The 25960-nt window shown below is 69.9% G+C and carries 19 protein-coding genes and 2 pseudogenes; 10 read left to right on the top strand and 11 right to left on the bottom strand.

Annotation, left to right across the window (positions count from 1 at the left end):
- Nucleotides 1-23: 23 nt before the first annotated feature.
- The 4 genes from ACFY0T_RS35780 to ACFY0T_RS35765 all read right to left on the bottom strand — a co-directional run bounded on the left by ACFY0T_RS35780 (nt 24) and on the right by ACFY0T_RS35765 (nt 3880).
- Nucleotides 24-1307 (bottom strand): PP2C family protein-serine/threonine phosphatase, encoded by a 1284-nt coding sequence (locus ACFY0T_RS35780; protein ID WP_388880352.1) that lies wholly within the window; start codon nt 1305-1307, stop codon nt 24-26.
- A gap of 573 nt (nt 1308-1880) precedes the next feature.
- Complete coding sequence (locus ACFY0T_RS35775) at nt 1881-2345, bottom strand: hypothetical protein (RefSeq protein ID WP_388880349.1); 465 nt, start codon at nt 2343-2345, stop codon at nt 1881-1883.
- The gene (locus ACFY0T_RS35770; RefSeq protein WP_388880346.1) at nt 2333-2548 is read right to left on the bottom strand and encodes a hypothetical protein; all 216 of its coding nucleotides are present in this window, start codon (nt 2546-2548) and stop codon (nt 2333-2335) included. The genes ACFY0T_RS35775 and ACFY0T_RS35770 overlap by 13 nt, the downstream gene beginning before the upstream one ends.
- 630 nt (nt 2549-3178) lie before the next feature.
- Entirely contained in the window at nt 3179-3880 is a 702-nt protein-coding gene (locus tag ACFY0T_RS35765) for a hypothetical protein (protein WP_388880343.1), read from the bottom strand.
- 886 nt (nt 3881-4766) lie between these two features.
- On the opposite strand from ACFY0T_RS35765, the pseudogene ACFY0T_RS35760 reads away from it, so the two are divergent.
- Nucleotides 4767-5512 (top strand): annotated as a pseudogene (locus ACFY0T_RS35760) (site-specific integrase).
- Between the two features lie 347 nt (nt 5513-5859).
- Here ACFY0T_RS35760 and ACFY0T_RS35755 read toward each other — a convergent pair.
- The gene (locus ACFY0T_RS35755; protein ID WP_388880340.1) at nt 5860-6696 is read right to left on the bottom strand and encodes an SDR family oxidoreductase; all 837 of its coding nucleotides are present in this window, start codon (nt 6694-6696) and stop codon (nt 5860-5862) included.
- 160 nt (nt 6697-6856) lie between these two features.
- Nucleotides 6857-7291, bottom strand: coding sequence for a nuclear transport factor 2 family protein (locus tag ACFY0T_RS35750; RefSeq protein ID WP_388880337.1), 435 nt, complete (start codon nt 7289-7291; stop codon nt 6857-6859).
- A 197-nt stretch (nt 7292-7488) separates the two neighbouring features.
- Between ACFY0T_RS35750 and ACFY0T_RS35745 the strand changes: the two genes are divergently transcribed.
- The gene (locus tag ACFY0T_RS35745) at nt 7489-8388 is read left to right on the top strand and encodes a helix-turn-helix transcriptional regulator (protein ID WP_388880334.1); all 900 of its coding nucleotides are present in this window, start codon (nt 7489-7491) and stop codon (nt 8386-8388) included.
- A 185-nt stretch (nt 8389-8573) separates the two neighbouring features.
- Here ACFY0T_RS35745 and ACFY0T_RS35740 read toward each other — a convergent pair whose 3' ends face one another.
- Nucleotides 8574-11630, bottom strand: a complete 3057-nt coding sequence (locus tag ACFY0T_RS35740) for a Tn3 family transposase (RefSeq protein WP_388880331.1) — start codon at nt 11628-11630, stop codon at nt 8574-8576.
- A 275-nt stretch (nt 11631-11905) separates the two neighbouring features.
- Between ACFY0T_RS35740 and ACFY0T_RS35735 the strand changes: the two genes are divergently transcribed.
- Both ACFY0T_RS35735 and ACFY0T_RS35730 read left to right on the top strand, forming a co-directional pair.
- Nucleotides 11906-12256 (top strand): IS607 family transposase, encoded by a 351-nt coding sequence (locus ACFY0T_RS35735; RefSeq protein WP_388880328.1) that lies wholly within the window; start codon nt 11906-11908, stop codon nt 12254-12256.
- The gene (locus ACFY0T_RS35730) at nt 12249-13964 is read left to right on the top strand and encodes an IS200/IS605 family accessory protein TnpB-related protein (RefSeq protein WP_388880325.1); all 1716 of its coding nucleotides are present in this window, start codon (nt 12249-12251) and stop codon (nt 13962-13964) included. Before ACFY0T_RS35735 ends, ACFY0T_RS35730 begins: the two co-directional genes overlap by 8 nt.
- A 185-nt stretch (nt 13965-14149) precedes the next feature.
- Here the strand turns inward: ACFY0T_RS35730 and ACFY0T_RS35725 are convergent, their stop codons facing one another.
- Nucleotides 14150-15499, bottom strand: coding sequence for a mucin-1 (locus ACFY0T_RS35725; protein ID WP_388880322.1), 1350 nt, complete (start codon nt 15497-15499; stop codon nt 14150-14152).
- 181 nt (nt 15500-15680) lie between these two features.
- Here ACFY0T_RS35725 and ACFY0T_RS35720 point away from each other — a divergent pair, with 181 nt between their 5' ends.
- The 5 genes from ACFY0T_RS35720 (at nt 15681) to ACFY0T_RS35700 (ending at nt 20609) form a co-directional block, all read left to right on the top strand.
- Nucleotides 15681-16700 carry a LacI family DNA-binding transcriptional regulator gene (locus ACFY0T_RS35720; RefSeq protein ID WP_388880319.1) on the top strand — a complete coding sequence of 340 codons (1020 nt, stop codon included), beginning with the start codon at nt 15681-15683 and terminating at the stop codon, nt 16698-16700.
- Nucleotides 16701-16796: 96 nt separating this feature from the next.
- Complete coding sequence (locus tag ACFY0T_RS35715) at nt 16797-18140, top strand: ABC transporter substrate-binding protein (protein ID WP_388880316.1); 1344 nt, start codon at nt 16797-16799, stop codon at nt 18138-18140.
- Between the two features lie 65 nt (nt 18141-18205).
- The gene (locus ACFY0T_RS35710) at nt 18206-19213 is read left to right on the top strand and encodes a carbohydrate ABC transporter permease (protein ID WP_388880313.1); all 1008 of its coding nucleotides are present in this window, start codon (nt 18206-18208) and stop codon (nt 19211-19213) included.
- 2 nt (nt 19214-19215) lie between these two features.
- A complete protein-coding gene (locus ACFY0T_RS35705) occupies nt 19216-20070 on the top strand; it encodes a carbohydrate ABC transporter permease (protein WP_388880310.1) in 855 nt (284 codons plus the stop codon).
- Entirely contained in the window at nt 20028-20609 is a 582-nt protein-coding gene (locus ACFY0T_RS35700) for a tyrosine-type recombinase/integrase (RefSeq protein ID WP_388880307.1), read from the top strand. The genes ACFY0T_RS35705 and ACFY0T_RS35700 overlap by 43 nt, the downstream gene beginning before the upstream one ends.
- A gap of 431 nt (nt 20610-21040) precedes the next feature.
- Here the strand turns inward: ACFY0T_RS35700 and ACFY0T_RS35695 are convergent, their stop codons facing one another.
- From ACFY0T_RS35695 to ACFY0T_RS35685, 3 genes are all read right to left on the bottom strand, one after another.
- A complete protein-coding gene (locus ACFY0T_RS35695) occupies nt 21041-21286 on the bottom strand; it encodes a response regulator transcription factor (RefSeq protein WP_388880304.1) in 246 nt (81 codons plus the stop codon).
- Nucleotides 21287-21458: 172 nt separating this feature from the next.
- Nucleotides 21459-21899, bottom strand: a complete 441-nt coding sequence (locus ACFY0T_RS35690) for a peptidoglycan-binding protein (protein WP_388880301.1) — start codon at nt 21897-21899, stop codon at nt 21459-21461.
- A 998-nt stretch (nt 21900-22897) separates the two neighbouring features.
- Nucleotides 22898-25309 carry a SpoIIE family protein phosphatase gene (locus ACFY0T_RS35685; protein WP_388880647.1) on the bottom strand — a complete coding sequence of 804 codons (2412 nt, stop codon included), beginning with the start codon at nt 25307-25309 and terminating at the stop codon, nt 22898-22900.
- A 506-nt stretch (nt 25310-25815) separates the two neighbouring features.
- Between ACFY0T_RS35685 and ACFY0T_RS35680 the strand changes: the two are divergent.
- A pseudogene (locus ACFY0T_RS35680) lies at nt 25816-25960 on the top strand (IS110 family transposase); the annotation flags it as partial.

The raw sequence follows: 25960 nt of genomic DNA, 5'->3' as shown, positions 1-25960 counted from the left end.
TCCGCCGTGCCCGTTCGGTGCGTTCAGCACGATGCGGAGGCGGCGTGGCACAGTGCCAGAACAGCGATGTCGTCCTCGCGAGCCGGGGCGACCCGCTCCACCAGCTCCTCCAGGAAGCGGTCCGGCGCAAGGTCGCGCAGGCTCACCGCCTCACGCCCGAGCCGCTCCAGCCCGGCGGACAGGTCCTCGCCACGCCGTTCGACCAAGCCGTCGGTGTAGAGGAGGAAGAGGCTGCCCGCGGTGAGCGGCTCGCTGGCCGCCACCTCGCGGGGCACGCCGGAATCCACGCCGAGCGGGAGGCCGCGGCCGCCGCTCAGAAAGCGTGCCGGGCCGTGTGCGGGGACGAGCAGCGGGGGTGGATGCCCGGCGTTTGCCCAGGTGATCGAGGAGGGACCGGCAACCGACGGGCGCACCACTGCGAAGACGAGCGTGGCGGTGACGTCGGGCTCGTGAAGGTTTTCCAGCGCCTGGTCGAGACGGCGTACCACGTCGTCCGGGGGGCCTGGCCGGTCGAGGATGAGAGCGCGGAGCATGTGCCGCAGTTGGCTCATCCGGGCTGTGGCCCGCACGTCGTGCCCAGCCACGTCACCGACGGCGACCGTGAAGGTCCCGTCCGGCAGCACGATCGCGTCGTACCAGTCGCCTCCCACCTCCGCGTAGGTACGCGCGGGGTGGTACCGGGCGGCGAGCCCGAACGGGGGGACTGCGGGCAGGGTGTCCGGCAGCAGGGAGCGCTGCAGGTACGTCGCGATGTCGCGCTGCTGGTGGTACAGGCGGGCGTTCTCCACGACGAGCGCCCCCTGATGCGCGATGTTCCCGATCAGGGCGACCTGGGCCTCGGTGAAGGGCCGACTCGCCTTGCTACGCGTCACGATGATCACGCCGAAGGGGCGGCCGCCGACGTCCAGCGGAGCGGCGATGGCGGTATTCGCACCCAGCCGGGCCAGCAACTCCAGTTGCGCGCGTTCCAGGGGATCCGCGGCCCGCTCGGGCGGCGGCACGTCGGGGATCAGCACGGCGGCGCCCCGGCGCAGGGCCTGGGCCAGCGGCGCGGCGGAATGCTGGGGCCACGGCGGGAGCAACCGCGACGACTCTCCCGGACGGGGACTGTCCGGGCCCGTCTCCCGGCCCGCCACCACGACCCGGCGGGCCCGGTCCCGCTGGTCGAGCAGGTCGATCACGCACCAGTCCGCGAGCTGTTCGACCAGGAGTTCCGCCAGCCTGTGGAGGCTGCCTTCCCAGCCCCGGCCCGCCTTCAGCGCATCCGTGACATCCGCCAGCAGCCTGAGCGGAATGGCCTCGTCCACCACGGGCCACCTCCGCAAATTCCACACCGCGCAGCCGAGCGCGCCAGGTCAGACCACGCCGCAGAGAGCCAGCGTATCCGGCGCACTTCACCACCGGGGCCGTCTCTCCAGGCTGCGGCAGTTCCCGCGCGGCCGCCACACGCTACTACGCCGGTCTGCCGCTGTGATCACAGACGGCATTTCGACATTCGCCGTGTGCGGTCCCTGGGGACACGAGCAGCGGAGCGGTTTTGCAAGGGTGCGAGTGGGCAGGCACGGCTCGCGATCCCTGGCCTGCTACAGACACCGCCTACGCGCGGGAAACCATCGCCGGGACGACCAGCTCCCGCACCATCGAGGAGATCACCGGGCTCGCCGAAGTGCACCAAGCCCGCCAGGCCGTCTCCACACGGGCTGGCCACCCGTCGCAGCATGTAGCTCTGGGCCGCGTCACAAGATCCACGAGCAGTGGAGCTGAGGAGCGAGCATGCACGAAGTGACTCGTGCTCCACCAGGCGAACAGCGGGTGTACCGTGCGCGGCATCGCGCGGGGCCGGGGCGAGACTCAGCTGCACGATCCGTACGGCGCTTGGCCTACCCGGCTGGTCGGAAGATGGCGGACGTTGTCAACTGCCGCGGCTTGTTCTCGAAGGCGCTGGATATCGTCGTGCTGGGCGGCGAGCCGGGAGACCGCGAGACTTTTGAACGCGGGAGTTCGGCCACGACTTCGTCCCGGTTGGCGAGATGTTCCTTGAGTTCGGCGACCTGGGCCTTGAGCCGTTGGATCTGTGCGATCCGCGGGTCGACGGTCTGCCCGGCCTGCTGCAGAGCCACAAGGCGCCGCTCGAACTCCTCGGCAAGATGTTGGTAGGGGCCCGGCCGGGTAGTGCCGTCCCGGTTCTTCTTTGGGTAGAAGCCGGTCCGGGTGACGCCGGACTCGAGGGCCAGGGTCTTGAGATCGCACTTGCCGCCCGGCGGGAGTTCCCCGCGCAGCAGCACGCCCGCCGCGCCTTGAACTGCGGCGACGACCATGAGCTGAGGCAGCGTCAACGCGTCCATGGCGGCCGCCGAAGGGACGGTTGCCAACGCCGCGGCACTGACCAGATCGCGGTGATCATCTGCCGCCACTTGGAGTGACGATCGCCGAGCGCACCGGCATGCAGGGCGAGCAGCGCGGGAGGGAGCTGGCCCAGGAACGTCAGCCAGGCGACCTGCGCGGTGCTGGCATCCAGCTCGAGTACAGCCAGCACCGGGATAGCCATCGAGCTGATCGAACTGCCGGCCCCCGGTGCGTTCGGCCTTGCTGCGGTGCGCTCTTGGTGAGCATCGAGGGCGTCGGCCAGGGCGACGCGGTTGTTGCCAACGGACCGGGCAGAGCTTGAGGTTGCTTCCGCTCTTCCTGGACGTCGACATTCCGGTAGGCGGGTGTGGAGGAATCCTTTGTCCGTGCCCTCGCGCCGGGGCCGGCCAATCGACTGGCAGGGCGTCTGGTTGGCCGCCCCAGAACTCGGGCTTCACTGGTCCCAGGCGGACCAGGACCCCAGTGCGTGGCTCCGCTTGGCGCAGGGCGGCTGATGGTGTCCTGCGGGCATGGAAGGAAGTCGCAGGCCGTCGCTTTCCCGGCGAGTGCCGCGCCCAGGACGGCACCCCACACCGCTCGCATCCCGAGGGACCTGTGTACGGCGACTTCGTGCACGTGAGCGCCCCATCCACGGTGCGACCTTGAACACCCACCCGGTCCATGAAAGACACGGGCAGGCTGCGAGTAACGTTCCGGAGTTTGCCGGGGGTTGGGCGTGCTGATCAGGTGGGACCACGTTGGCGAGGGGGTGCCGGGGGGAGGGCACCGGTTCGGTCCAACCGCCCTGTCGCCTCTCTGGCGAAACCGTGATTCAGCCTCCGAATGCCAGGCGGACGCGCTTCCAGCTCCTACGTGCCAGATCGTATGCGCCATCGACGGCGCCATCGATGAGGTCGGTAAGTTCGGTCGCTACGTCGTCCGCTGTGTCGGCAATACGCTCAAGGACCTTCTTTTCCTTCATCCAGGAGTTGACACCCAGGCTGACCCCGGCACCGGCAATGGCGCCGACCGCGGTTCCAAGACCTGGCACCACGGATCCCGCTGCCGCGCCGGCCGCCGCGCTCGTTGCCAAGCCGGTAATCGCCGCACTGGTTGCTGCGGTGGCTGCCGCGCCGGCCGCTCCCGAGACGAGTCCGCGAACTCCGGCCTCCGCGTAGTCGGTGCCGCTATGCTCCTGCCCGTCGCATTTCAGTGTGATCCACTCTGCGATGGGTGCAGCAACGGCGCCTGCGGCGGGGCCAGCCACTTTGGCCCACGTTTGCGCAGTGGCTTGGCTGGCGGCGACGTTGGTGGCGTACTGGGCTGCCGCTTGATTCACTGCGAGAAAGCCGCTGACTCCGGCCTCGGCTCCCTTCTGGCTTGCCACCACTGCCGCATACTTAGTCGTTTCCTGTGCGGTTACCCGGGCGACGTGCTGAGCGCCAAGTTGCTTTGCTCCCAATTCGAACAGGAGCTTCGCGCCTTCTTTGCTGGTGGTCTTGAGCAGCTCGGGACGCACGCTTTCGTCCGCCATCGATTCCCTCCCGTGGAAAGGAACTTCCCCTTGTCCGCGCGCCGCTGCCTGCGCTGTTGGCGACCACTGTCGTTCCAGTTCTGCCTGGAACAGGGTGGGCAGTTCGTGCTGCGGCAGGGGCATCATCTCTCCAGTTGTTCCAAGCACGCACCTAGTCCGAGCGGGAATCGGGGGCTCAGGGGGTGCGGTACACCTCAGGCCGCCTTCTTCGTTCACCGAGCAGCTTGCTGTGCCCGCCACACCATCGGCGGCGTTACATGGGTAACTCCCCAGTCATCCGCACCCAGACACCCGCATCCGAGGCGGCGCGCAAGCACAGAGCAGCGCGCAGGGGCGTGCGTCCGCGCGCAGCCCGCTTGCGGGCTCAGCTTCAACCCGGCGCTCCCTGCGAAGGACCACGGCGAGGTCGGGGGTGCTCTGCCCGACGCTGCCCACGATGGTCTCGAACGCCGCGTGCTCGGCCGACTGGGTGCCGCCCCCGGCGACGAGGGGGACGCCGTCCACGGTGACGTGCAGGGTGAGAACTGCACTCTTTCTAGCGATATATGAGCGATCGTTAGCACCCATGAGTGAGTGGGCCGTACTGTCGTGGGCGTGAATCTGACCGAGTGGGCGAGGGCCCAGGGGGTGCACCCGCAGACGGCGCGGCGGTGGTTCCGTGAGGGAAGTCTGCCGGTGCCGGGGTCTGAGGAACATCGGTGTCAGATCGTGCGCTAAGCCCTCGTCGGCCCTGGTGGGCGGCCGGTGGGTCGTCGGCGGCAGGGCCGGTCTGAAGTCGTCCCACAGATAACGCCCTCTTATCTGCGGGAGCTTGGTTCGTCACCTGCGATGACGTTCTCCGGGCCGTACGTGAAGCGGCCCTGTTATCTGCGGCAAGGGGGAAGCGGTGCCCACCGTCGTGCAACTGCCGGCCGGGAAGACGTTGACCGTCCGTGCGGCGGCGGACGCCTTCCTCGACTCGCTCGGCAACCCGAACACGGTCCGAAGCTACTCGACCAGCGTCGGCAAGACGGCCGAGCGGATCGGTGAGGCCCGCCCGCTCGGGTCGGTCGCGGACGACGAGATCGGCGAGGCCCTGGAGCTGCTGTGGGGCACCGCGGCGGTCAACACTTGGAACGCGCGTCGGGCGTCGGTGCTGTCGTGGCTGGGCTGGTGCGAGGAACACGGCTACGACGGGCCGTCCGTCCCGGCCTGGGCGACGCGGCTGGCGGTGCCAGACTCCGAGACCCCGGCCCGCTCAAAGATAGCCGTGGACCGGCTGATCGCCCGGCGCGAGGTACATCTTCGGGAGAAGACGCTGTGGCGGATGCTCTATGAGACCGCCGGGCGGGCGGAGGAGATCCTCGGTGTGAACATCGAGGACCTGGACTTCGCCGGGCGCCGCTGCCCGGTCAAGGCCAAGGGCGCCCGGACGAGCACACCGCCGTACGCGGGCCGGGCACCGGCTGGGACCTGCACGAGTACCGCCATTCCGCCCTGACCCAGCTCGGCGAGCAGGGCGCCTCCCTGCTGATGCTGATGGCGAAGTCGCGGCACAAGAAGCCGGAGAACGTCCGCCGCTACTTCAAGCCGTCCCCCGAGGCGATCTCGGAGCTGACCAGCCTGCTTGCCCCCGGCGACGCGCGCCGCTGACCCTGCTGTCAGCGGTGTGCCCTACCGTGGAACCACACCACGGCCAGACGCGTACCGCCATTCGCCGCCGCTCTGAGCGCCCACGCCGCCAGGGGCACAGTCGGCCAAGGTCCTCCGGGGCCCGCGCCGGTCGAGTCGGCTCCCAGCGTCGTCGCCGAACTGGCCCGCCGGATCGCACTGATCACGTCCAACGTCGACGGGCGGCAGATGCCGGCCGTCTCCTCGGTCGACCACCTCACCGCAGAGGGCGGCCGGGCGATCATCGCGGAGAACCGCGCGGCATACATCGCCGAGTACGGCGAACCCGCGTAGTCACTCATCGTCGGTGCTACTGACGCGGGTTTGGGTCACCGGGCGGTTGTGGCCGCCACTGAGTGGGCGACGTCGCGATGAGCCTCGTGTTCGGCGAGCCGGCCGGTGAGGGCGGCGCGGACGTCTTCGTAGGTGTCGGGGCCGAGCGGGAGGCGGAGCGGGGTCGCGCCGGAGTCAACGAGGTCGATCATCACGTCCGTGAGCTTCTCTGCGCTGTTGGGCACCGGGAAGTGGCCGCCGAGGAACGCCTGCCGGGTGTCGGCCGCGGGGGTGTTCTCGTACTCGGGCAGGGGCGGTGCGATGTCCAGCGACGTGCCGAAGCTGGTGGGGGTCGCGCCCGGCTCGATGATGGTCAGGGCCAGGCCGAACGGCGCGATCTCGCGGGCGACGGTCTCGCAGAACCCCTCGATGCCCCACTTGGAGGCGTGGTAGTAGCCCAGGCCGGGGTAGGTCGTCTGACCGCCCGCGGTGGACACCTGCAGGATGCGGCCTCGGCCCTGGGCGCGCAGGTGCGGGAGGGCGGCACGGATGACCTGGATCGAGCCGAGCAGGTTGGTGTCGATGACGCGCCGGATCTGCTCGTCGGACGCCTCCTCGACGGACGCGAGAACTCCGTAGCCGGCGTTGTTGACGACGACGTCGATCGTGCCGAGGGTCTCAAACGCCTCGTCGACGACGCGACGCACTCGCTCGGTGTCGGTGACATCGAGCTGGGCGGTCCAGAGCCGGTCGCCGTGCTCGGCGCGGAGGTCATCGAGAGCCTCGGGCCGACGGAGCGTGGCGGCGACGCGGTCGCCACGGGCCAGCAGGTGTTCGGTGAGCAGTCGCCCGAAGCCTGAGGAGGTGCCGGTGATGAACCAGGTGGTGGTCATGATTTTCCTTCGCTGTGTGGTGCGCGTGGCTGGTCGCGGTGTCGCTGATGCGGACAGGGGTCATCGATGCGACGGCCTGGGCCTGGGCTGGGGATGAGTCGGCCGAGTTGCTCGCGCTGCCGTGAGGCAACTCGGCCGGAATCTTGACGAGGTGCCGTCGTCAGCGGGTGCCCGCCTCGGCGCGCGCGTAGAACGCGGCGAGCTCGTGGGGGTTCTTGGTGTAGACGTCGATCTTGCGCACTGTGCCGTCCTCGACCTGGTGGATCTCGACCATGGTCAGCGGGAACTCCTCACCGGTGGTGTGGGCCGTGAGCGTTCCGGTGAGCCTTCCGATGACGCCGGCCGGGCCTTCGAACACCTCGGCATCGGTGATGGCGATGTTGGCGTAGCCCATCATCGCGCCCAGGATCGACTGCACGAACACCTCGCGGCCCTGGTGCACGCCGCCGTAGGGGAGCTGGGTCGGTTCGTCGACGATCACCTCGGGGGCGAGCTTGGCCAGGACACCCGGCACGTCGCCCTTGCTCAGCGCGTCATACAGCCCTCGCACGACCTGCGCGGGGCTCTCCGCCAGCGTCTTCATCTGGTTGCTCATCTTGCGTGCCCTTCAGTTTTGTTCCGGTACTGGAAAGGTCGGCCGGCCCGGGGGCACATGCGTCCTCGCACCGGTCGGGCCCCAGAGGACTGGGGCACGCACCATGCAACGGCAGAAGGTCGTGACGGGGGAGTTTCTGCTGTGAGGGGTACTGGCAGGGTCCCCCACCGCTCGCGTGGCCTGCCTACCCTGTCGTCATGGACAACCGGGACGCAGTCAGCGCTTTCCTCCGCTCCCGACGCGACAAGATCACCCCCGAGCAGGCGGGTCTGCCGACCTACGGTCAGCGGCGGGTGCCCGGACTGCGCAGGGGAGAGGTCGCCACGCTCGCCGGGGTGAGCGTCGAGTACTACACGCGCCTGGAGCGCGGCAACCTCCAAGGGGTCTCCGACAGCGTGCTGGACGCCCTTGCCCAGGCCCTGCGGCTGGATGCCACCGAGCGCATGTACCTGTACGACCTCGCCCGCGCTGCCGGGCCAGCGCCGGGGGCGCGGGCACGGCAGCGGGAGGTCCGGCCGACGGTGAGGCCGAGCGTGGCGCGGATCGTCGAAGGCATGCCGGGGATGCCGGCATACGTGATGAACAACCGCCTCGACACGCTGGCCGCCAACCCGCTGGGCCGGGCCCTGTACTCGGAGATGTACGCCGACCCGACCTGCGGGGCGAACGTCGCCCGGTTCGCGTTCTTCAATCCAGCAGCCAGGCGGTTCTACACCGACTGGGAGCGCATGGCCCGCTTCGCCGTGGGTGCGCTGCGCGCCGAGGCGGGGAAACGCCCCTACGACCGGGAACTGTCGAACCTGATCGGCGAACTGTCCACCCGCAGCGACACCTTCCGCGTGATGTGGGGATCTTACGACGTGCATGTCTTCCGCGAGAGCACCAAACGCCTCAACCATCCGCTCGTCGGCGACCTGGAACTCGATCAGGAGACCATGAGCCTGCCGGACGATAGCGGCCTGAGCGTGGTCGTCTACAGCGCGCCCCCCGAAACCGCCGCCGAGGACGGTCTCAAGCTGCTCGCCAGCTGGTCCGCCACGACCGGACTAGAGCAGAACGCGCAATCCACGAGCAAACCGTCGACCCGGCAGCCCTGACGGGCTACACCTGCCCGAAGAACCGCTCCACCCCGCCTGCGGCCACCGGCGGAGTCCATGTCGCCCAGCCCGGTGACCGGGGCTGGGGAATTCCAGGCTCTGTCGGAGATCTCGTTATGCGCACCGCCGGACGTACCTCCTGGCCATAGCTCCAGGGTCCTCCCATCCGGCGGCGCGGGACCGGGTCATTCCTCGTCGGTGGCGTCCGGATCGCGCAGCGGACGCAGGCCGCCGGGCAGGTCGGGAAGCTGGAAGGAGTACCGGCCGAGCATGTTGACGTGATGCCGCACGAACGGCGAGAGGCGGGCCACGTCCTCGTCACGGACGTCGAAGCCGTCCGCACGCAGCTGGCTCACCGCGGCGTCCATGTACCGCGTGTTGAACAGCACCAAGGCGTTTAGGACCAGGCCCAGGGCCCCGATCTGGTCTTCCATGCCGTCCTGGTAGCGCTGGTAGAGCTGCCCGGACCGGCCATGGAAGATCTTCCGGGCGAGGGAGTGGCGGCCCTCCTGGAGGTTCGCCTGGCTCTTGATCTGCCGCCGGTAGCCGGGCTCGTCGGCCAGGCGCAGGATGTGCAGGGTCTTGGAGATGCGCCCGTAGTGGGCGATCGCGTCGCCGAGCGGGGTCGGGCGCCCGTCGCGCGACAGCATGCGGACCACGTCGTACGCGCGCACGGCCCCGGTGTGGATGGAGCCGATGATCCGCAGGATGTCCTCCCAGTGGCGCTCGATCCGCGCGAGGTCGACCCGGCCGCGAGCGGCGTCCTGGAAGGCGCCGTAGTCGGCGGCGCGGTCGATGCGCCACATCTTCTGGTCCGGCAGGTCGGCAAGCTGCGGCGCGTACGCGAACCCGGCCAGGGTGAGCAGGCCGAACACGATGTCGCTGTAGCTCGCGGTGTCGGTGACGATCATCTCCGGGCGCTTGCCGCCGTCGCGGTCGTAGAGGACGTCCAGCACGTACAGGGAGTCGCGCGGGGTGCCGGCCACGACCTTCCCGCCGAGCCCGGCGGCCTGGTCGTTGATCATGTTGAGCCAGGTCGCGCCGCCCCGGCGCCCGAAGTACTTCGGGTTCGGCCGCGCGTAGACGCTGGGGACGGGGACGACGAACCGCATCCCGTCGACCGAGGCGACCAGACCCCCGCCCCAGCTCTGGGCGAGGCCGATGGACGCCTGGTGGCCGATGAGGGCGGCGTTCGCGGCCCGGTAGGTCGCCAGCCGCAGATACGTCTGGTCGACGTGGGACAGCCGCCCGTACTTCAGCGCGTCCGCGCCGCCCAGGACCGGGGTGTAGCCGACGTTGCAGCCGTGGGCGACCAGCAGCGCGGCAATGGTGACGTGCAGGTCTCTGAGGCGGGCCTCGCCGCCGGTCACCGAGGTGAACGCCTGGTCGGCGCCGGTCCAGGAGAACACCTCCAGCAGCACCTCGGGCAGGTCCACCCGGGGCAGCATCGCGTTGACGGCCGCCCGCAGGTCCAGCAGGGAGGCCGGTTCGGGCTCCGGCTCCAGGGCGGCGAAGTGCAGCCGCCCGTCGTCGTCGAAGACGATCTGCGCGTTGGCGGGGACGCGGCCGGCGACCTCCCGGTAGGTGCCGTCCAGCAGCGCGGCCCGCGCCGCCAGGTGCCCGTCTGCCTCGCCGGGCAGGTTCAGGGAGGCCAGCACGGTCGGACGGGCTTGCTGCCACACCTCACCGGCCAGCAGCTTCGCCCGGGGGTCGCCCCACTTGGAGGAGTTCTTGGCGAACACCTGCTTGCTCCGCAGCATCCGGTGCAGCTGCTCCAGGACGCAGAACGTGTACGCCTTCCAATCCACCGTGCCCGGCTCCAGGTGCGGCGCCGCCAGGACCAGGCGCCGCCACGACCCGGTCAGCAGGCCGGTGTCGATCTCGGCCGGGCCGACCTTCTTGCGGCCCATCAGCTCCGGCAGCGACCGCAGCGCGTTCAGCACAGCGTCGCCCTCGGGGGTGGCGTCGAAGTCCACCACGGTAACCAGCAGCTTTAGGAACGGCCGGACGGTGCCGAACCGGTTGACCAGCATCGCCCGCCATGCCTCGTCGGCGTCGGAGTCCAGCGGCGGGGTCAGCTCGAACAGCGCGGCGATCGCCGCGGCCAGCTCGTGCCGGGGCACTACCCGCTCGATCTCCGCCCACATCGCCTCCAGGCTCGCCACCTTCGGCGGCGCGATCTCCCCCGTGTCTGTGTCGACCTGCTCGGAGGTAGTGTCGAACACGACCTGGAACGCGGTCGCCAGCTTCGCCGACGCCCGCTCCACGCGCGGCAAGGTCTTCAGCTTCTCCTTCGCGCTCTCGCGCTCCGCCCTGGCCAGCAGCTTCGTCGCGATCAGAACTTCCAGCAGGTCCAGCGCGTCATCCACCGCCCGCGACGTCAGGTACACCGTGGTGGCTAGCAGCGTCGCCAGCCGCCGAGTATCCGAGTGCCGGCGCAACAGCGACGCCTTGCCGTCCACCCCGTACCGCGACAACTCCGCCAGCCGCCGCGGCGGTATACCCGACACGTCCAGGGCGCCCATCCCGAGCGCGGCGATCTCCACCGCCCGCTCCAGCGCCCGCTTCATCTGCGGGCCCGAGATCCGCACCGGACCGCGCCGCAGCCGGTCCAGCTCCGACACCCGCTCGCCGGGCGGCACCGTCAGCAGCGAGTCCAGCACCGCCCGCTGCCCCACGCTCAGCATCCCGTACAGCGTGTCCCACAACCGCTGGTTCGCCGCCTCCCGCACTGAGCCCACCAGCCGCGCCAGACGGCTCGCCCCCGGCAGCAGCACCCGCCCCTCGCGCAGCCACCCCGCCGCCGCGTCGAACAGCGCCTTCGGCCCGTCCCCCGTCGTCCATGCCCGCGCGTCCAGCCAGCCCGCCAGCTCCTCGCGGACCTCGGCGAAGTCCCGCCAGCCCCCGGCCTCCTGGATCTCCCCGGCGTGCGTACGGGCCGTACCGTCCCGCTCGCCATACAGCTTCAGGCACGAGACGTCCGCGATCTCCAGCTGCCCGGCCAGGTACTCGGCCACCTCCGCCGGCACCTGCCGCGGGTCTGGCATGAACCGGCCCAGGAACCGCACGCTCGTGAGCTGGACCGCGAACCCGAGCCGGTTGTGGGCCCGGCGCTTGGCCCGCACCGCCTCCCGGTCCGCGTCGTCCAGGAAGAAGTACCGCTCCAGCTCCGCCCGTGAGGGCACCTCGTGGAACGACCCGTACCGGGCCGCCTGCTCGTCCGTCAGGAACTCGACCGCCACAACAGCTCTCCGAAGATCGACAACAACGACCCACGAAGGCTCCGACGCTCAATCACCCCAGGTCAAAGCACCAAACTGCCCAGCGAACCCTTAGCGCACGATCTGACACGGATGTTCCTCAGACCCCGTGCCCGCCGAGCGGGTGGGCTCGCGCACGATCCTGGTGAACGTGGAGGCCAACGCCGCTCCGCTGGCCATCGGGGGCGTGGGCCTGTACGCCCGGGTCTCCCCCCCCCGATCAGAGGACCGACCTGGAGCGTCAGGCGGCACGGCTGGTGCGGTGGGCGGCTCAGGCGGGGCACCGGGTGGTGCGGTGCGAGGCGGAGGTCGCCTCGGGCTTGAACGGCTCGCGTGCCAAGATCCGGCGCCTGCTGGCTGACCCGGCGGTGACCACGGTTGTGGTCGAGCACAAGGACCGGCTGGGGCGGATGAACACCGAACTGGTCGAGGCGGCGCTGTCGGCGTCCGGACGGCGGCTGGTGGCGCTGGACGACGGCGAGGTCGAGGAAGACCTGGTGCGGGACATGGTGGAGGTGCTGACGTCGTTCTGCGCCCGCCTGTACGGCCGCCGCTCGGCGCGGAACCGGGCGAAGAAGGCCCTGGAAGCGGCCGCCGCCGGTGAGTGAGAAGAAGCAGCTGCGCGCCCTCGATGCGCCGTTCGTCGCCCTCGGCCCCACCGGTGTGGCGATCCGTGACCGGCTCAAGCACCTCACCCCGCAGGACGAGAAGGTCCTGCGGCTGGTGGGCGAGCACCTGGGACGGCTGGCTTCCCGTGACCTGGCCGTGCGGTGCCGGGACGGGCTGGAGCACTCCACCGACACGTGGGCGGTGCGCAAGCGGGAGCTGACCAACGAGTCGTCCTCCCGCTGGGCGGGGAGCATCACGAAGGCCACGCACGACCAGTGGGCGCTGGCCCGCCGCTGCCAGCTCGCGCACATCCAGTCCCTGGAAGCGGGCGTGCGCACGCTGATGCACCGGCTGTCCCAGCCGGTCGGGGAGAAGGGCGCCGAGAAGGCGCCGGGCGGCTACCGCACCCGGCAGGAGTGGCACGCGAAGACCCGCCGCCTGCACGTCCTTGAGCACCGCCTCGAGCAGGCCGGCGCCGAGCGGGAGGCGGGCCGCGTGCATGTGGTGCGGGGCGGCCGGCGCCTGCTCAACACCCGCCACCACCTGGACGCCGCCCAGCTGACCGAGGCCGAGTGGCGGCGGCGGTGGGAGGCCGAGCGCTGGTTCCTGGCCGCGGACGGCGAGTCCGGCAAGAGGTTCGGCAACGAAACCGTCCGCGTCACCCCCGACGGCGAGGTCAGCATCAAGCTGCCCGCCCCGCTCGCCGGGCACGCCAACGCCCCACATGGCCGGTACGTGCTCGCCTGCCGGGTCGGCTTCGCGCACCGGGGCGCCGAGTGGGCCGACCGCGTCGAGGCCGACCGCGCGGTGGCCTACCACATCCACCTGGACGTGCAGCGCGGCCGCTGGTACCTGACTGCCTCCTGGCAGCGGCCGGCCGTGAAGACGATCCCGCTGGAGGCGGCCCGCGCACACGGCATGATCGGCGTGGACACCAATGCCGACCACTTCGCCGCCTACGAGCTGGACGTGCACGCCAACCCGGTCGGCGACCCGCACCGCTTCTTCTACGACCTCACCGGCACGGCCCAGCACCGGGACGCGCAGATCCGGCACGCCCTCACCCGCCTGCTGCACTGGGCACGCGCCTGCAGCGTGAACGCGATCGCCATCGAAAACCTTGACTTCGCGGCGGAGAAGACCCGCGAGAAGCACGGCCGCCGCAAGCGGTTTAGGCAGCTGATCTCCGGCATGCCCACCGGCAAGCTGAAGGCCCGCCTCGTCTCCATGGCCGCCGAACAGGGTCTCGCGATCGTGGCCGTGGATCCGGCCTACACCTCGAAGTGGGGCGCCCAGCACTGGCAGAAGCCCCTCACCAGCAACACCAGAAAGACCACTCGCCACGACGCGGCCGCCGTGGCGAACGGAAGGCGCGCCCTCGGGCACCCGATCCGGCGACGGACGGCACCGCCCCGGCACCACCAGAGCGATGGTGCCGGGCATCGGACCGCCCAGGCCCCATCGGGCACCCGAGGGCGCGAGGAAACCCGCCCCCGCGTCCCCGGACCACGGACACGATCCGTGCGCGCCGGATGCGGAGCGAACGCGGGGGACCAGAACGCCCAACACCGTTCGGGGCGTTCGGCTGAGCATGGGTTCTGGCAACAGGACTCCCGCTCAGTTTCTAGGAACGGTGTGCAGGTAGCGCCGGTCCCGGTGGTAGAAGCCGTCGACGCGGGCGTCGAGATCACCGCCCGCGTGAGGTGAGGAAGGTCGGCGCCCACAGGATCAGGCAGGGGTCGTACACGAGGGGTCACCCGTCGTACTCGGGGGTCGTGTACGGGGTGTGGTCCGTGTCGTGAGTCACTGTCGAAACTTTCGGCCTTCTGTCCGGGCTGACGGCGTGTACAGGACTCAGTCGTAGGAGCGATCCGTGAGCGGACCTCCGTGCGTCACTGGGGTGTGGGGCCGGGCCAGATGGCCGAGGCATCATCGCGGTGGGGGTCGGGCAGCCGGATCGGGCGGACCGCGATCATACGGCTGCGTTCTTCGGTGACGGCTGTCCACGGGGCGGGGCGCCCGGAGTAGCACAGGGTCGTGAGGGCGAAGACGTTGTCGGCGTAGACCTCGACGTATTCGCCAATGGTGAGGATGCGCAGGGTGGCAGCGGGTTCGGCCAGGATGGTCTCGCCGAGCCGGGTGCCGTCGGGGCCGGTGACCCAGAGGTTCTTGCCGTCGCAGCCGACAGCGAGGGCAGGGCGGCCGTCGTCCGGTGTGTAGGTGCGCAGGGTGATCTCGACGGGCCCGGATATGCCGATGTCGCCGACCGCGTGCAGGGCGGGGCGGTCGGTTTCCTCGTCGAGCCAGGGGTTCAGGCCGGGCCACCATTCCAGGCGGGGCGCCGAACTCTCCTGTATGACAAGGGACTTGGGCTGGGCGAGCATGCCGCGGCAGCGGTCCCCGGTGTCGGTGAGGCCGACCTGCCGGGGCGTGGTGTGCACGACGACGCGGGAGCCGTCGGGCGCGGCGATGACGCGAGGGGCGTACGAGCCGGTCGGTCCGAGAGGGCCGTGACGGGTCCAGGGGCCCCGCAGGCTCGGGGCAGTCCACGACTCGAAGCCACGGGTCGCGCCGATGGAGCCGAGCAGCAGCCAGCTTCCGTCGTCGAGACGTTCCAGGACCGGGCACTCCAACTCGTCGACGTCGCCGGGTGAGATGAGCGGCGGCTGGACGGTCCAGTGCTCCAGGTCGTCGGAGGTGGCCCAGGCGACGCAGCCGCTGACCTCGACCGGGAGGGAGGCGTCGCTCGCGCAGACGACCATCACCCAGCCGTCCGTCTCGTCGTCGCGTACGACGAACGGGTCGCGCCAGGCCATCTTCTCGCCGGTGCGGTACCAGCGCGGGTCCGCCTCGACCACCGGCGCGGTGCCGTGGCGGCGCCAGCCGGTGCCGTCGGTGCGGTCGGAGTAGGCGAGGCCGACGGTCTGCAGGGGCCAGCCGCCCGGCGTCAGCCCGCTCACCCCGGTGTAGAACATGGCCATTCCGTCGCCGTGCCGGATGGGGTGCATGGTCCACACGGCCTGCTGGTCGAAGCGGCCGGGCAGGCCGACCCCGAAGGCGGTGCCCTGCGATTGCCAGCCGACCAGGTCGGTGGAGGTGGCCCGGCCGTAGGAGGTCTCCATCCGCAGATGGTCGAACTCGGCCGTCCAGGGCCCCTGCAGATGCAGCACCGCGTACGTGCCGTCCTCATCCCGCAGCAGGGCGAAGTCGTTCACGCAGAGGCCGGGCGGGGCGTATCGCATGCACAGTTCCTGTCGGCTCACAGCGCCCAAACGCATGCGCTGACCATCGATCAAAACGGACTCACTTTGGAATCGACCCAAGTAAATATGAACGCAAACGCTTGCGCAACAACGAGGCCGGGTTTACGGTCACGTCACCCACAGATCACACCGACGTGAAACCAACGGGAGGAATCGCCCCGTGACGGCCAGCATCAACGACGTCGCCCGCGCCGCCGGCGTCTCCGCGTCCACCGTGTCCCGCGCCCTACGCGGCCGGCCGGGCGTCTCCGACGAGGTTCGGGACCAGATCAAGGCCGTCGCCGACCGACTCGGCTATACCGCCTCCCGCTCCGCCTCCAGCCTGGCCAGCGGCCGCACCTACACCATCGGCGTACTGGTCCCCTACGTGGGCCGGTGGTTCTTCGGCACCGTGCTGGACGCCGCCGAGCAGGTGTTCAGCCCCGCTGGGTACGACGTGCTGCTGTACAACCTGGGCTCGCCGGAGACGCGCAAGCGTTTCTTCACCAGGCTGCCGGTCCGCAAGCGAGTGGACGCGGTGCTGTCGCTGCTCATTCCTGACGATGAGGAGTCGGCCGCGCTGCGCTCACTGGGGGTGCCGCTGGCCACCACGGTCGGCGGCACGCGGCCCGGCTTCACCGTCGTCGGCATCGACGACCGGGCCGGCACCGAGAGCGCCGTACGGCATCTGGTGAACCTCGGCCACCGCCGCATCGGCATGATCAGCGGGTCCAGCGGGCCGCTGCACTGGACCACCCCCATCGAGCGCCGCAACGCATACCTGGACGTCCTGGCCGACGCCGGGATCGAGCACGACCCGGCTCTGGAGGCGGACGGTGACTACACCGTCGAGGGCGGTGAGCGTGCGATGACCGAGCTGCTGGCCGCTTCCCGGCCGCCGACCGCCGTGTTCGCGCAGTCCGACGAGATGGCGATGGGCGCCCTGCGCGCCCTGCGCCGCCACCGGCTGAAGGTGCCGGAGGACGTGTCCGTCGTCGGCTTCGACGACCATGAACTCGCCGACGTGGTCGGCCTGACCACTGTCGCCCAGCCGGTCGCCGAGCAGGGCGCCGAGGCTGCGCGGCTGCTGCTGCGCCAGCTCGACGAACCCGACGCCGAGCCAGCCGGGCACGTCCAGATGCCCATCCGCCTCGTCCTGCGCGAGACCACCGCCCCGCCCCGTCCGCGCGGACCGCAGTAACCGCCACCCTCCCCCCACGCCCTTGAGCCCCACACCCCCACGCCCGCCACAGCACTTCCGCACCCCGAACCCTCGCCACAGCACGGAGGCATAACCATGAGCTCGACCAGCAGAAGGCACCGCCGCACAGCCTGTACGGGCCTGGCTCTCGCCCTGCCCCTGGCGGCGCTGGCCGCCTGCGGCGGGGGCGGCGGCACCGACGCCTCCGCGGAGGCGGGCAGCGGCAAGGGCACCATCAGCGTCTGGGCCCACCAGGGCCAGAAGAGCGAGGACGCCGCCGTGCAGGCCGCGGTGAAGTCCTTCAACTCCTCGCAGAGCGACATCAAGGTCGAGCTGAAGCTGATACCCGGCAACGACTACACCAAGACCATCACCGCCACCAGCGCCTCCGAGCTGCCGGACGTGATGGAGTTCGACGGCCCGACGATGGCGAACTTCGTCTACAACAAGAAGCTCGCCCCCATCGACGACTACGTCTCCTCCAAGACGATGGCCAACGCCACCGACGCGATCAAGTCCCAGGGCGAGATCGGCGGCAAGCACTACGGCCTGGGCATGTACGACTCCGGCCTGGGCATCTACGGCAACAAGAAGCTGCTGGACGCGGCCGGCGTGAAGTACCCGACCAGCCTGTCCGACGGCTGGACGGCCGCGCAGTTCACCGCCGCGCTCAAAGCACTGAAGGCCAAGGACTCCGACGGCAAGACCCTCGACGTTCAGGAGAACAACGGGCTCACCACCGAGTGGGGAACCTACGGCTTCGCCCCCATCGTCTGGTCGGCGGGCGGTTCCCTGCTCAAGGACGGCAAGGCGGAAGGCGCCCTCGACACCCCGGCCGTGGTCTCGGCCCTGAAGACCTTCCAGTCCTGGAAGACCTACGTCGACCCCAACACCGACGGCAACGCCTTCGCCAAGGGCCGCGTCGCCCTGAGCTGGGTCGGCCACTGGATGTACCCCACCTACAGCAAGGCCCTCGATGACGACCTCGTCGTCCTGCCTCTGCCCGACTTCGGCAACGGCCCCAAGACCGGCCAGGGCTCCTGGGCGTGGGGCATCGGCGCCGACAGCAAGAACGCCAAGGCCGCCGGCGCGTTCATGGACTACCTCCTCAACGACACCAACGTCACAGCGATGACGACGGCCAACGGCGCCCCGCCCGCCACCAAGTCCGCGCTCGCCGCGTCCCCCCTGTACAAGCAGGGCGGCCCGCTCCAGTTCTTCGCCGACCAGCTCGCCCAGCCCTGCGGCGACAGCGACATCACCAAGTCCTGCGTCGCCGTCACCCGCCCGGTGACCGCCGGATACCCCACCATCACGGCCAAGTTCGGTGAGGCCCTCAACTCGATCTACGGCGGCGCCGACCCCAAGAGCGCCCTGGCCAAGGCCGCCCGCGCCATCGACCAGGACTTCTCCGACAACGCCGGCTACAAGATCCCGTAAGACGATCGGCCGGTGGCGGGCTCGCGCACGCCGCGCCCGCCCCTGGCCGGGAACAGGACCCATCCGTGACATCCGTCGAACCGGCGCACGCCGCGCCCCACGCCCGGGAGAAGGCCCCGCCCGTGACCGCCGTCAAGCCCGTGCGTCCGGCGCGCCCTGTGCGCCCCGGGCGCAAGAACCGCGACGGGTTGCACGGACTGCTCATGTCCACGCCCGCCGTCGCCGGGCTCATCGCCTTCGTCGGCATACCGTTCGGCTACGCCGTCGTCCTCTCCTTCTACAACGTCCGCCTCGGCTCCCCGCTCGCGCCGTCCTTCTTCGGCCTGGAGCAGTACCGCCGGCTGTTCACCGACCCCGACCTGTCCGGTCCCTTCCTGCGGGCCCTGCTGAACAACCTGACCTTCGCCGTCGTCGTCGTCCCCGTCCAGACGGGCCTCGCCCTCGGGCTGGCGATCCTGCTCAACCGCAAGCTCAAGGCGATCGGCCTGTTGAGGTCCTTCTTCTTCATGCCGGTCGTCTTCCCGATGGCGCTGGTCGCCGTGATCTGGCGGCTCATCCTCGCCCGCAGCGACCAGGGCATGCTCAACTCCGCACTGCACGCGGTGAGTTTCGGCAACTGGGGCGCTTTCGACTGGCTCGGCGACTCCGCGACCGCGATGGCCTCGATCATCGTGCTGTCCATCTGGCAGGGCGTCGGCTTCCAGATGGTCATCCTGCTCGCCGGTCTCCAGCAGATCCCCACCGAGCTCTACGAAGCCGCCGAACTCGACCGCGCGAGCCGCTGGCAGCAGTTCCGCCACGTCACCCTGCCCGGCATCCGCGGCACCCTCGTTTTCGTCGCCATGCTCACCTCGGTGCTCTCCTTCCGGGTCTTCGACCAGGTCTACGTCCTCATCGATGGCGGCGGCCTCAACGAGGACGCCGCCCGCACCGTGATGTACCAGGCCGTCACCACCGCCTTCGACCAGAACAACGTCGGCCAGGCATCCGCGATCACCGTCGTCTTCTTCCTGATCGTCGTCGCCCTGACCCTCATCCAGCGCCGCGTCGTCCGGCCCGACAACGAGGACTGACCATGAGCACCAACACGGGCCTCACCCGCACCCCCCTGCGCCGCTTCCTCGACTACGCCGTCCTCTGCGTGCTGGCGTTCATCTTCGTGCTGCCCGTCCTCTACCTGTTCATGGGCAGCCTCAAGCCGTCCGACGAAGTGCTCAACGGCCTGTCCGGCTTCCTCCCCACCCACCTGTCCTTCGACAACTACACCGCCGTCCTCGACAGCCTCAACTCCGACAGCACCGGCTACTTCTGGCGCTTCATGGGCATCTCACTGCTGCTGGCATTCGTGGTGGTGACGGGCGGCCTGTTCGTCAACTCGATGGCGGCGTACGGGCTGTCACGGCTGAAGTGGCGCGGCCGGAACGCGGTCTTCACCCTCATCCTGCTGCTGATGCTGGTCCCGTTCGAGTCGGTAGCCGTCCCGCTCTTCTACATGTTCAACGACCAGCGCAACACGCTCTTCATCCAGGCGGTCCCGTTCATCGCCAACGCCTTCTCGGTCTACCAGTTCCACACGTTCTTCCGCTCGATCCCGCCGAGCATCGAGGAAGCCGCCCGTCTCGACGGCGCGGGCCCCTGGCGCACCTTCTTCGCCATCATCGTCCCGATGTCCAAGCCGGCCTTCGCCTCCGTGGCGATCCTGACCTTCCTCACCCAGTGGGGCTCCTTCCTCTGGCCGGTCCTGATGGTCTCCGACCCCTCGGTACGCCCGCTGCCCCTGGAGATGAGCGTCTTCCAGGCCCAGCTGCCCCCGGACTGGGGCCAGATCCTCGCCTTCGGCGTCCTACTCGTCCTGCCCGTCCTGATCGTCTTCGCCTTCTTCCAGCGGTGGTTCGTCCAAGGCGTCGCCAGCTCCGCCGTCAAGGGCTGAGGGCCGCTCCACGGCAAGCAGCCCGCGACCTGGCCGACATCAAGTGGGACCCGGGCCGCTTCGGCACGCTCCACGTGCGCCACGGCAAGGGTGCCCGCGGCTCGGGCCCACGTGAGCGGATGGTGCCGCTGATCAACGGCGCCGACCGCACACTGCGGTGGTTCATCGGGGACGTATGGGGTCAGTTCGACGACGAGCACACCTGCCCCGGCGCCCCGCTGTTCCCCTCCGAACCCAAGAACACCGACGGCTCCTCGCGCCGGGTCGGCGACGACGCCCTGCGGAACGGCCTGGTGGCCGCGGCAAAAGCCCATCTGCCCGGCTGGGCCGGCAAACTGACGCCGCACGTCCTGCGGCACTTCTGCGCATCCGAGCTCTCTCTCAGCGGCCTTGACCTGCTCGCGATCCAGGGGGTCCTTGGGCACTCCTGGATCGCCACGACGATGCGGCACATCCACGTCCAGCAGACCCGGGGCGAGGACGCCTCGGCGGCCGGGCAGCAGCTGGCCGCGAAGCGGCTGGAAGGACTCGTGCGATGAAGTGGAACCTGCGGCTGACCGCCGCGAACAAAGCGATCTGGAAGGCCGTCGAGCGGACGGACGTGACCGTCGACGCGACTACCGGCGCAGCCGCTGGCCGAACACGGCCAACCCCCACCTGCTGATCACCCAGAAGACCGCCGTCGAACCAGGCCCGGCCAGCACGCTCTGGACTACCCGGGCCACCTGACCTCACCGTCACCCTTGAACGGCTCCGTGCCGACCGCCGGCTCGAAGAGGTCCTCACCCACGGCGCCGACCCGTTCCACCTCGCGCTCGTCTTTAGCGGATCAAGGCGCATCTGGTTTGATTGTGCTCGGTCACGGTGGTCGCGTACCTGCTCAGCCGCCCTCGGCAGGAGCCCGCCTGCCCTTCCTCCCCCGCATAGGGGGAGAGGCCGTCCTCCGCCGAAGAGGCTCAGGCGAAGCGGCTCAGATCAGCCCGTTCTCCCGGGCGTACAGCGCGGCCTGGGGCCGGTGGTCGCGCAGGCCCAGCCGGCTCAGCACGCGGGAGATGTGGTTCTTGACGGCGCCCTCGCTCAGGTAGAGCCGGGCGGCGATCTCCTTGTTCGTGGCGCCCGTAGAGATGAGCCGGAGCACCTCCGTCTCCCCGGGCGTCAGCAGGTCGGGCGCGGGGATGCCGGCCGCGAACTCCGCCTCGGGGCCCAGGGGACGCACGGGGTGCCCGCCTGGGCGGACCGCCGACCGCCTGGTGCGGATGCGCCGCCGCGTCGCGAGCGCCGGTGACGCACTCCATCCGCTCGTCTCGAGGTTGCGAACCGGTCGGCAAACGTGCGCCTGCGTGGACTGCCGAGTCGGCGCGATGTGGCCATCGCATGGCTGCCGCTGCCTACTTGGTTCGCAACATGAGAGCGTGGCGAGTGTGGTCGCCGTAGACGCCAGTCTCGTCGCCGCGGATGCCGTACCACTTCTGGAATCTGGCCACGGCCATCCGGACCTCCTTGTCGTAGAGGCCATCGATCGCGCCGCCGTCGTAGATGTTCGGCACCTGGAGCAGACGTACCTGCAACTCGTATACTCCATGGCCGCTGTCGCCCTGGCGCAGTACGCCCGTGCCCGGGATCTCGGGGAGCGAGGGAGCCGGGTCGTCGGGCAGCGGCCGGTCCAGCCGCCCAGAGGGTGGGGAGGGGGCCTCCCTCGGTATGGGGTTGTTGTTGACCAACAGCGAGGAGGCGAGAATCAATCCGCTCACGGCGCCGACCCCGAAGACTCCGGCGACACGGGTTTCCCGCCGGTCGGTGAAGCGCCGCCATCCTTGACTTCTCTTCATCGCGTGCGAGCGGACGGGTGGCGGTAACGCCCCCGAGGGCGGGGCGCCGAGTTGGTCCGCCTGCGGGACCGGGCGCTGGGGGGTAGTCGGCCGGCTGGCGTCCAGGGGCGGACCGGTCCCGCGACGCGCGCGCCTGTGCTGGGGGGCCGGGGGCAGGAAGGTCACCGGCGGCGCGGTGCGCGTCGGGCCTGCGCCACGCACCTGTGGCGGCCTTCCCGTCGGCGGGGGTGGAACAGTCTCCGGATGCGCCCCACGCAGCCACAGCGGCTCCACTACGACATCCTGCTGAACATTGACCTGGTGTGGGCCACCGGTCCGCAGTGGCTCCACGACAGGCGGCGGGACGGCGTGCGGTCGATCCGGATCCGGGTCGGGCCCATGACTTACCGGTTGAGTCCGTCGGGGCGGGGGAGGGGACGGAGCCGGGGGTAGGGACGGGGTCGGATCAGTGAAGTCGGCGTCCGTGGCCAGGTTCGCGGTGTCGAGCCCAGGACGGGGGCGGGATCTCGTCCCGCCCTGCTGCTCGTCGAACGCGTACAGGTCGGCGCGTGCGGCGTCCAAGGCGTCCAGCACGGCTTGAAAGGAGTCCTGTATCTCCTGCGCAATATCAGGACCTGAACCGGGAGCTTGCTGTGGTTCGGTGTCGTTGAGGCCCACCGGCAGTCCTCCTCAACCAAGTACGTGCCATGTCATGGTCTTGTGTTCCCAGGGACGGTTCCGTGACGGGAGACTGAGCCGCACGGATCAGGCCTCGTCTTGCTGTTTCGTTGTCATGCGATACGCAGCCCGTGCGGCCTTGTCTCATCCGTCTTGTGGGACGCAGGCCACATCCATCGCCGAGGCCCCCGGCGGCACGGGCGGCGAGCCGGGGAGTCCGCATTCGGGATCGCGGGATGGTTTGCTGCTGCGCTGGATCCGTCCTGGATCACCTGTCACACCGTCACGGGCAAGGTGTCGCTTTCGGGCGGCCTCGGGTTCCGCCCTGCCGTGATCGGGATTTACAGGCCGAGCAGTGGCTGTTCGGTCCAGACGGTCTTGCCCTCGCGGGTGTAGCGGGTGCCCCAGCGCTCGGTGAGCTGCGCCACCAGGAACAGGCCCCGCCCGCCCTCATCGGTGATGCGGGCGCGACGCAGGTGCGGTGCGGTGTGGCTTGCGTCGGCGACCTCGCAGACGAGACATCGTTCACGGATGAGTCGCAGGGTCACGGGACCGTTGGCGTAGCGGTAGGCGTTGGTGACCAATTCACTGGCGATCAATTCGGTGGTGAACGCCAGGTGTTCCAGTCCCCATTCGGTGAGCTGGCTTGTGGTGAGCGTTCTGGCTTGGGCGGCGGCGGTTGGTTGCAGCGGCAGTTGCCAGGAGGCGACGTTCTGCGGTGGCAGTACGCGGGTGCGCGCGACGAGCAGCGCGATGTCGTCGGTGGGCTGTGCGGAGACGAGGGAGTCGACAACCGCCTGGCAGGTCTGCTCCAAGGGGTCCGCGGGGTGGGTGAGCGCTGCGCACAGCCGTTGCAGGCCCGTGTCGACGTCGATGTGACGTTCGCCGATGAGTCCGTTGGTGTAGAGCGTGAGCAGGCTGCCCTCGGCCAGTTCGATCTCGCGGGTCTCGAACGGCAGGCCGCCCAGGCCGAGCGGTGGGCCGGGGGGCAGGTCGAGCAGGCTGGCCTGTCCGTCCGGTGTGGTCACGACCGGCAGCGGGTGGCCGGCGCGTGCCGAGGAGCAGTGCCGGGAGACGGGGTCGTAGACGGCGTACAGGCAGGTGGCGCCGACAACCTGCTCGCCCGCGGGGTCGTCGGCTGTCTCTTGTTCCGCGGCAAGGAGGTTGACCAGGTCGTCCAGTCGGGAAAGGACCTCGTCCGGCGCCAGGTCGAGGGTGGCGAGAGTGTGCACGGCGGTACGCAGCCGGCCCATCGTGGCAGCGGCATGCAGTCCGTGCCCCACCGCGTCGCCGACGACGAGTGCGACCCTGGCCCCCGACAAGGGGATGACATCGAACCAGTCACCGCCCAGGCCTGGGGCCGTACTGGCCGGGAGGTAGCGAGGGACCACGTCGACGGCCGACTGGTGCGGCATCGTCCTCGGCAGCAGGGTGCGTTGCAGGGTGGACGCGGTCTGCTGCTCCTGGGTGAAGCGTCTGGCGTTGTCGATGCTGATGGCGGCGCGCGAGGCCAGTTCCTGGGCCAGTGTGAGGTCGTCGGCCTCGAACGGCTCGGGGTGCCGCGATCGCCACAGGCTCATGACACCGAGGACCAGGCCGCGCGCGGCCAGTGGCACCACGATCAGGGAATGGACCGAGAGGTCCGGTGCGTGCTCGCCCTGACGCGGTTCTGCGGAGAACCAGTCGGGCGAAAGGACCGGTTCGAGGACGGGACGCCCGTCGGCCAGGCATCTGGCCTGCGGTGAGCCGGGGGCGAACTGTACCGGCTCCACTTCCCGGTGCGGCAGGTCGGGCTCCTGGGCCAGGACGCTGCGGACCGCGACGCGTGCGACAGGTCCTGAGGAGGTCTGCGCCGGCTCCTCGCCCCGCGTCACCGGTTCTGACAAGTCCACCGATACGTGGTCGGCCAGGTGAGGGACCATCACATCCGCGAGTTCCCAGGCTGTCTCTCCCACATCGAGCGTTGATCCGATGCGGGCGGCGGCCTTGTCGAGGAGCGCCAGCCGCAGTCGGGCCCGATGCCGTTCGGTGACGTCCTCGATCGTCTCGGCCACTCCCAGGATCCGGCCGGCGGGATCTTCCAGTCGGAAGGCCGAGACGGACGCGGCCCGCTCTCGAGTCGGATCCCGCTCCAGGCGGGCGTACTGCTCGGTGGAGACCAGTGATCTTCCGGTCTCCATCACATGGCGCACCCGGTCCACGGATTTCCGCGCATCCTCGGCGACCAGCAGCGCGCCCGTGGGCATTCCCCGAAATGAGGCGGCCGGGATGCCGACGAACCGTTCGACCGCTCGGTTGACCCGCAGAATCGTCATCTCGGGGCCATGGACGACCAGACCGATCGGGCACCGGCGGAACAACCCGTCCAGGACCGCGCGGTCCCTTTGCCACTCGAGGACCTCCGCCGCGGGCGCCCCGACGAGGAACCACTCGCGGACAAGGTCACCGCGCAGGAGCGCACGTGCCCTGAAACCCATCTCCACGAGCCGCCCGCTGCGATGCCGCACCGCCAGTACGCCGAACCAGCCTCCGTCTCTCCTGCACATCGCCATGGCGTCCTTGGCGGCCGGCAGGTCGCGGGGATCGATCAGGACATCGAGCGCCGGACGGCCGATCACTGCTGTCTCCGCGTAGCCGAGCAACTCCTGCGCCCGCCGGCTCCAGCCGACCACGGTTCCCCGGTCGTCGAGCACCGCCGAGGCGGCGCGGTGCAGCGCGAACGGATCATCCCCGCTCTCGCTGAGCACCGTCATCCGCTTGTCCACCCCGAACACCACCTCGTACTCGGATACCGATGTTCTCCCCCTGGTTCTTCGCACGCGGCCGGCAACTGGCGTGACTCAGAACCGGGCGGGTCACTCGCTGCTCCAACGCCGGTGCGCAGACCAGGCTGATGCCATGAGACGTATTGAACCTGGTCAAGGCCCAGCTGCCTGCCGGGCGCCGTGTCGCGGCGTGGCGGCCCTCACCCGCACGGTCCCACCCGGGATCCGCCCTGCCACCCGCGCCACACGCGACCATGCCCGCGCGGGCAGTGACGACCGACCTGGCAGCTCACCAGATCCGCGGTCAAGGTCATCGTCCGCTCGCGGGGCCCGTCCCGAACTGTCGATGAGCGGGGCAGCCCGGCTGATCAGCGTGCCTGCCTCTTCACGCCAAAGCGGGCTGGGGTCCGGGGTTGGTGCACGGCTTCGTCGGCGGTTCCCCCGTGCTGGTGACGGGCCGTGTCTCATGCTGAGGGATGTGAACTTGCCCCGGCGTCCGCTATGACCCCAACTCCCGGGCCTTCTACGACCGCAAGCGCGCTGAGGGGAAACGCCGTACCCAGGCGGTGATCGCCCTCCGCCCGCCGCAGGGTCAACGTCCTGTGGGCCCTGATCCGGGACCGACGTCTCCACCAAGTC

The organism is Streptomyces sp. NPDC001530, assembly GCF_042894545.1.
Lineage (GTDB): Bacteria > Actinomycetota > Actinomycetes > Streptomycetales > Streptomycetaceae > Streptomyces.
The sequence above is the reverse complement of the archived record's forward strand: the minus strand, read 5'-3'. Positions and strand labels throughout refer to the sequence as shown.

Coding starts and splice junctions, on each gene's coding strand:
- ACFY0T_RS35755 (WP_388880340.1), bottom strand. CDS start 6,696: ATGACCACCACCTGGTTCATCACCGGCACCTCCTCAGGCTTCGGGCGA.
- ACFY0T_RS35765 (WP_388880343.1), bottom strand. CDS start 3,880: ATGGCGGACGAAAGCGTGCGTCCCGAGCTGCTCAAGACCACCAGCAAA.
- ACFY0T_RS35685 (WP_388880647.1), bottom strand. CDS start 25,309: ATGACGGTGCTCAGCGAGAGCGGGGATGATCCGTTCGCGCTGCACCGC.
- ACFY0T_RS35725 (WP_388880322.1), bottom strand. CDS start 15,499: ATGCGATACGCCCCGCCCGGCCTCTGCGTGAACGACTTCGCCCTGCTG.
- ACFY0T_RS35770 (WP_388880346.1), bottom strand. CDS start 2,548: ATGGCTATCCCGGTGCTGGCTGTACTCGAGCTGGATGCCAGCACCGCG.
- ACFY0T_RS35715 (WP_388880316.1), top strand. CDS start 16,797: ATGAGCTCGACCAGCAGAAGGCACCGCCGCACAGCCTGTACGGGCCTG.
- ACFY0T_RS35690 (WP_388880301.1), bottom strand. CDS start 21,899: ATGAAGAGAAGTCAAGGATGGCGGCGCTTCACCGACCGGCGGGAAACC.
- ACFY0T_RS35750 (WP_388880337.1), bottom strand. CDS start 7,291: ATGAGCAACCAGATGAAGACGCTGGCGGAGAGCCCCGCGCAGGTCGTG.
- ACFY0T_RS35775 (WP_388880349.1), bottom strand. CDS start 2,345: ATGGACGCGTTGACGCTGCCTCAGCTCATGGTCGTCGCCGCAGTTCAA.
- ACFY0T_RS35705 (WP_388880310.1), top strand. CDS start 19,216: ATGAGCACCAACACGGGCCTCACCCGCACCCCCCTGCGCCGCTTCCTC.
- ACFY0T_RS35745 (WP_388880334.1), top strand. CDS start 7,489: ATGGACAACCGGGACGCAGTCAGCGCTTTCCTCCGCTCCCGACGCGAC.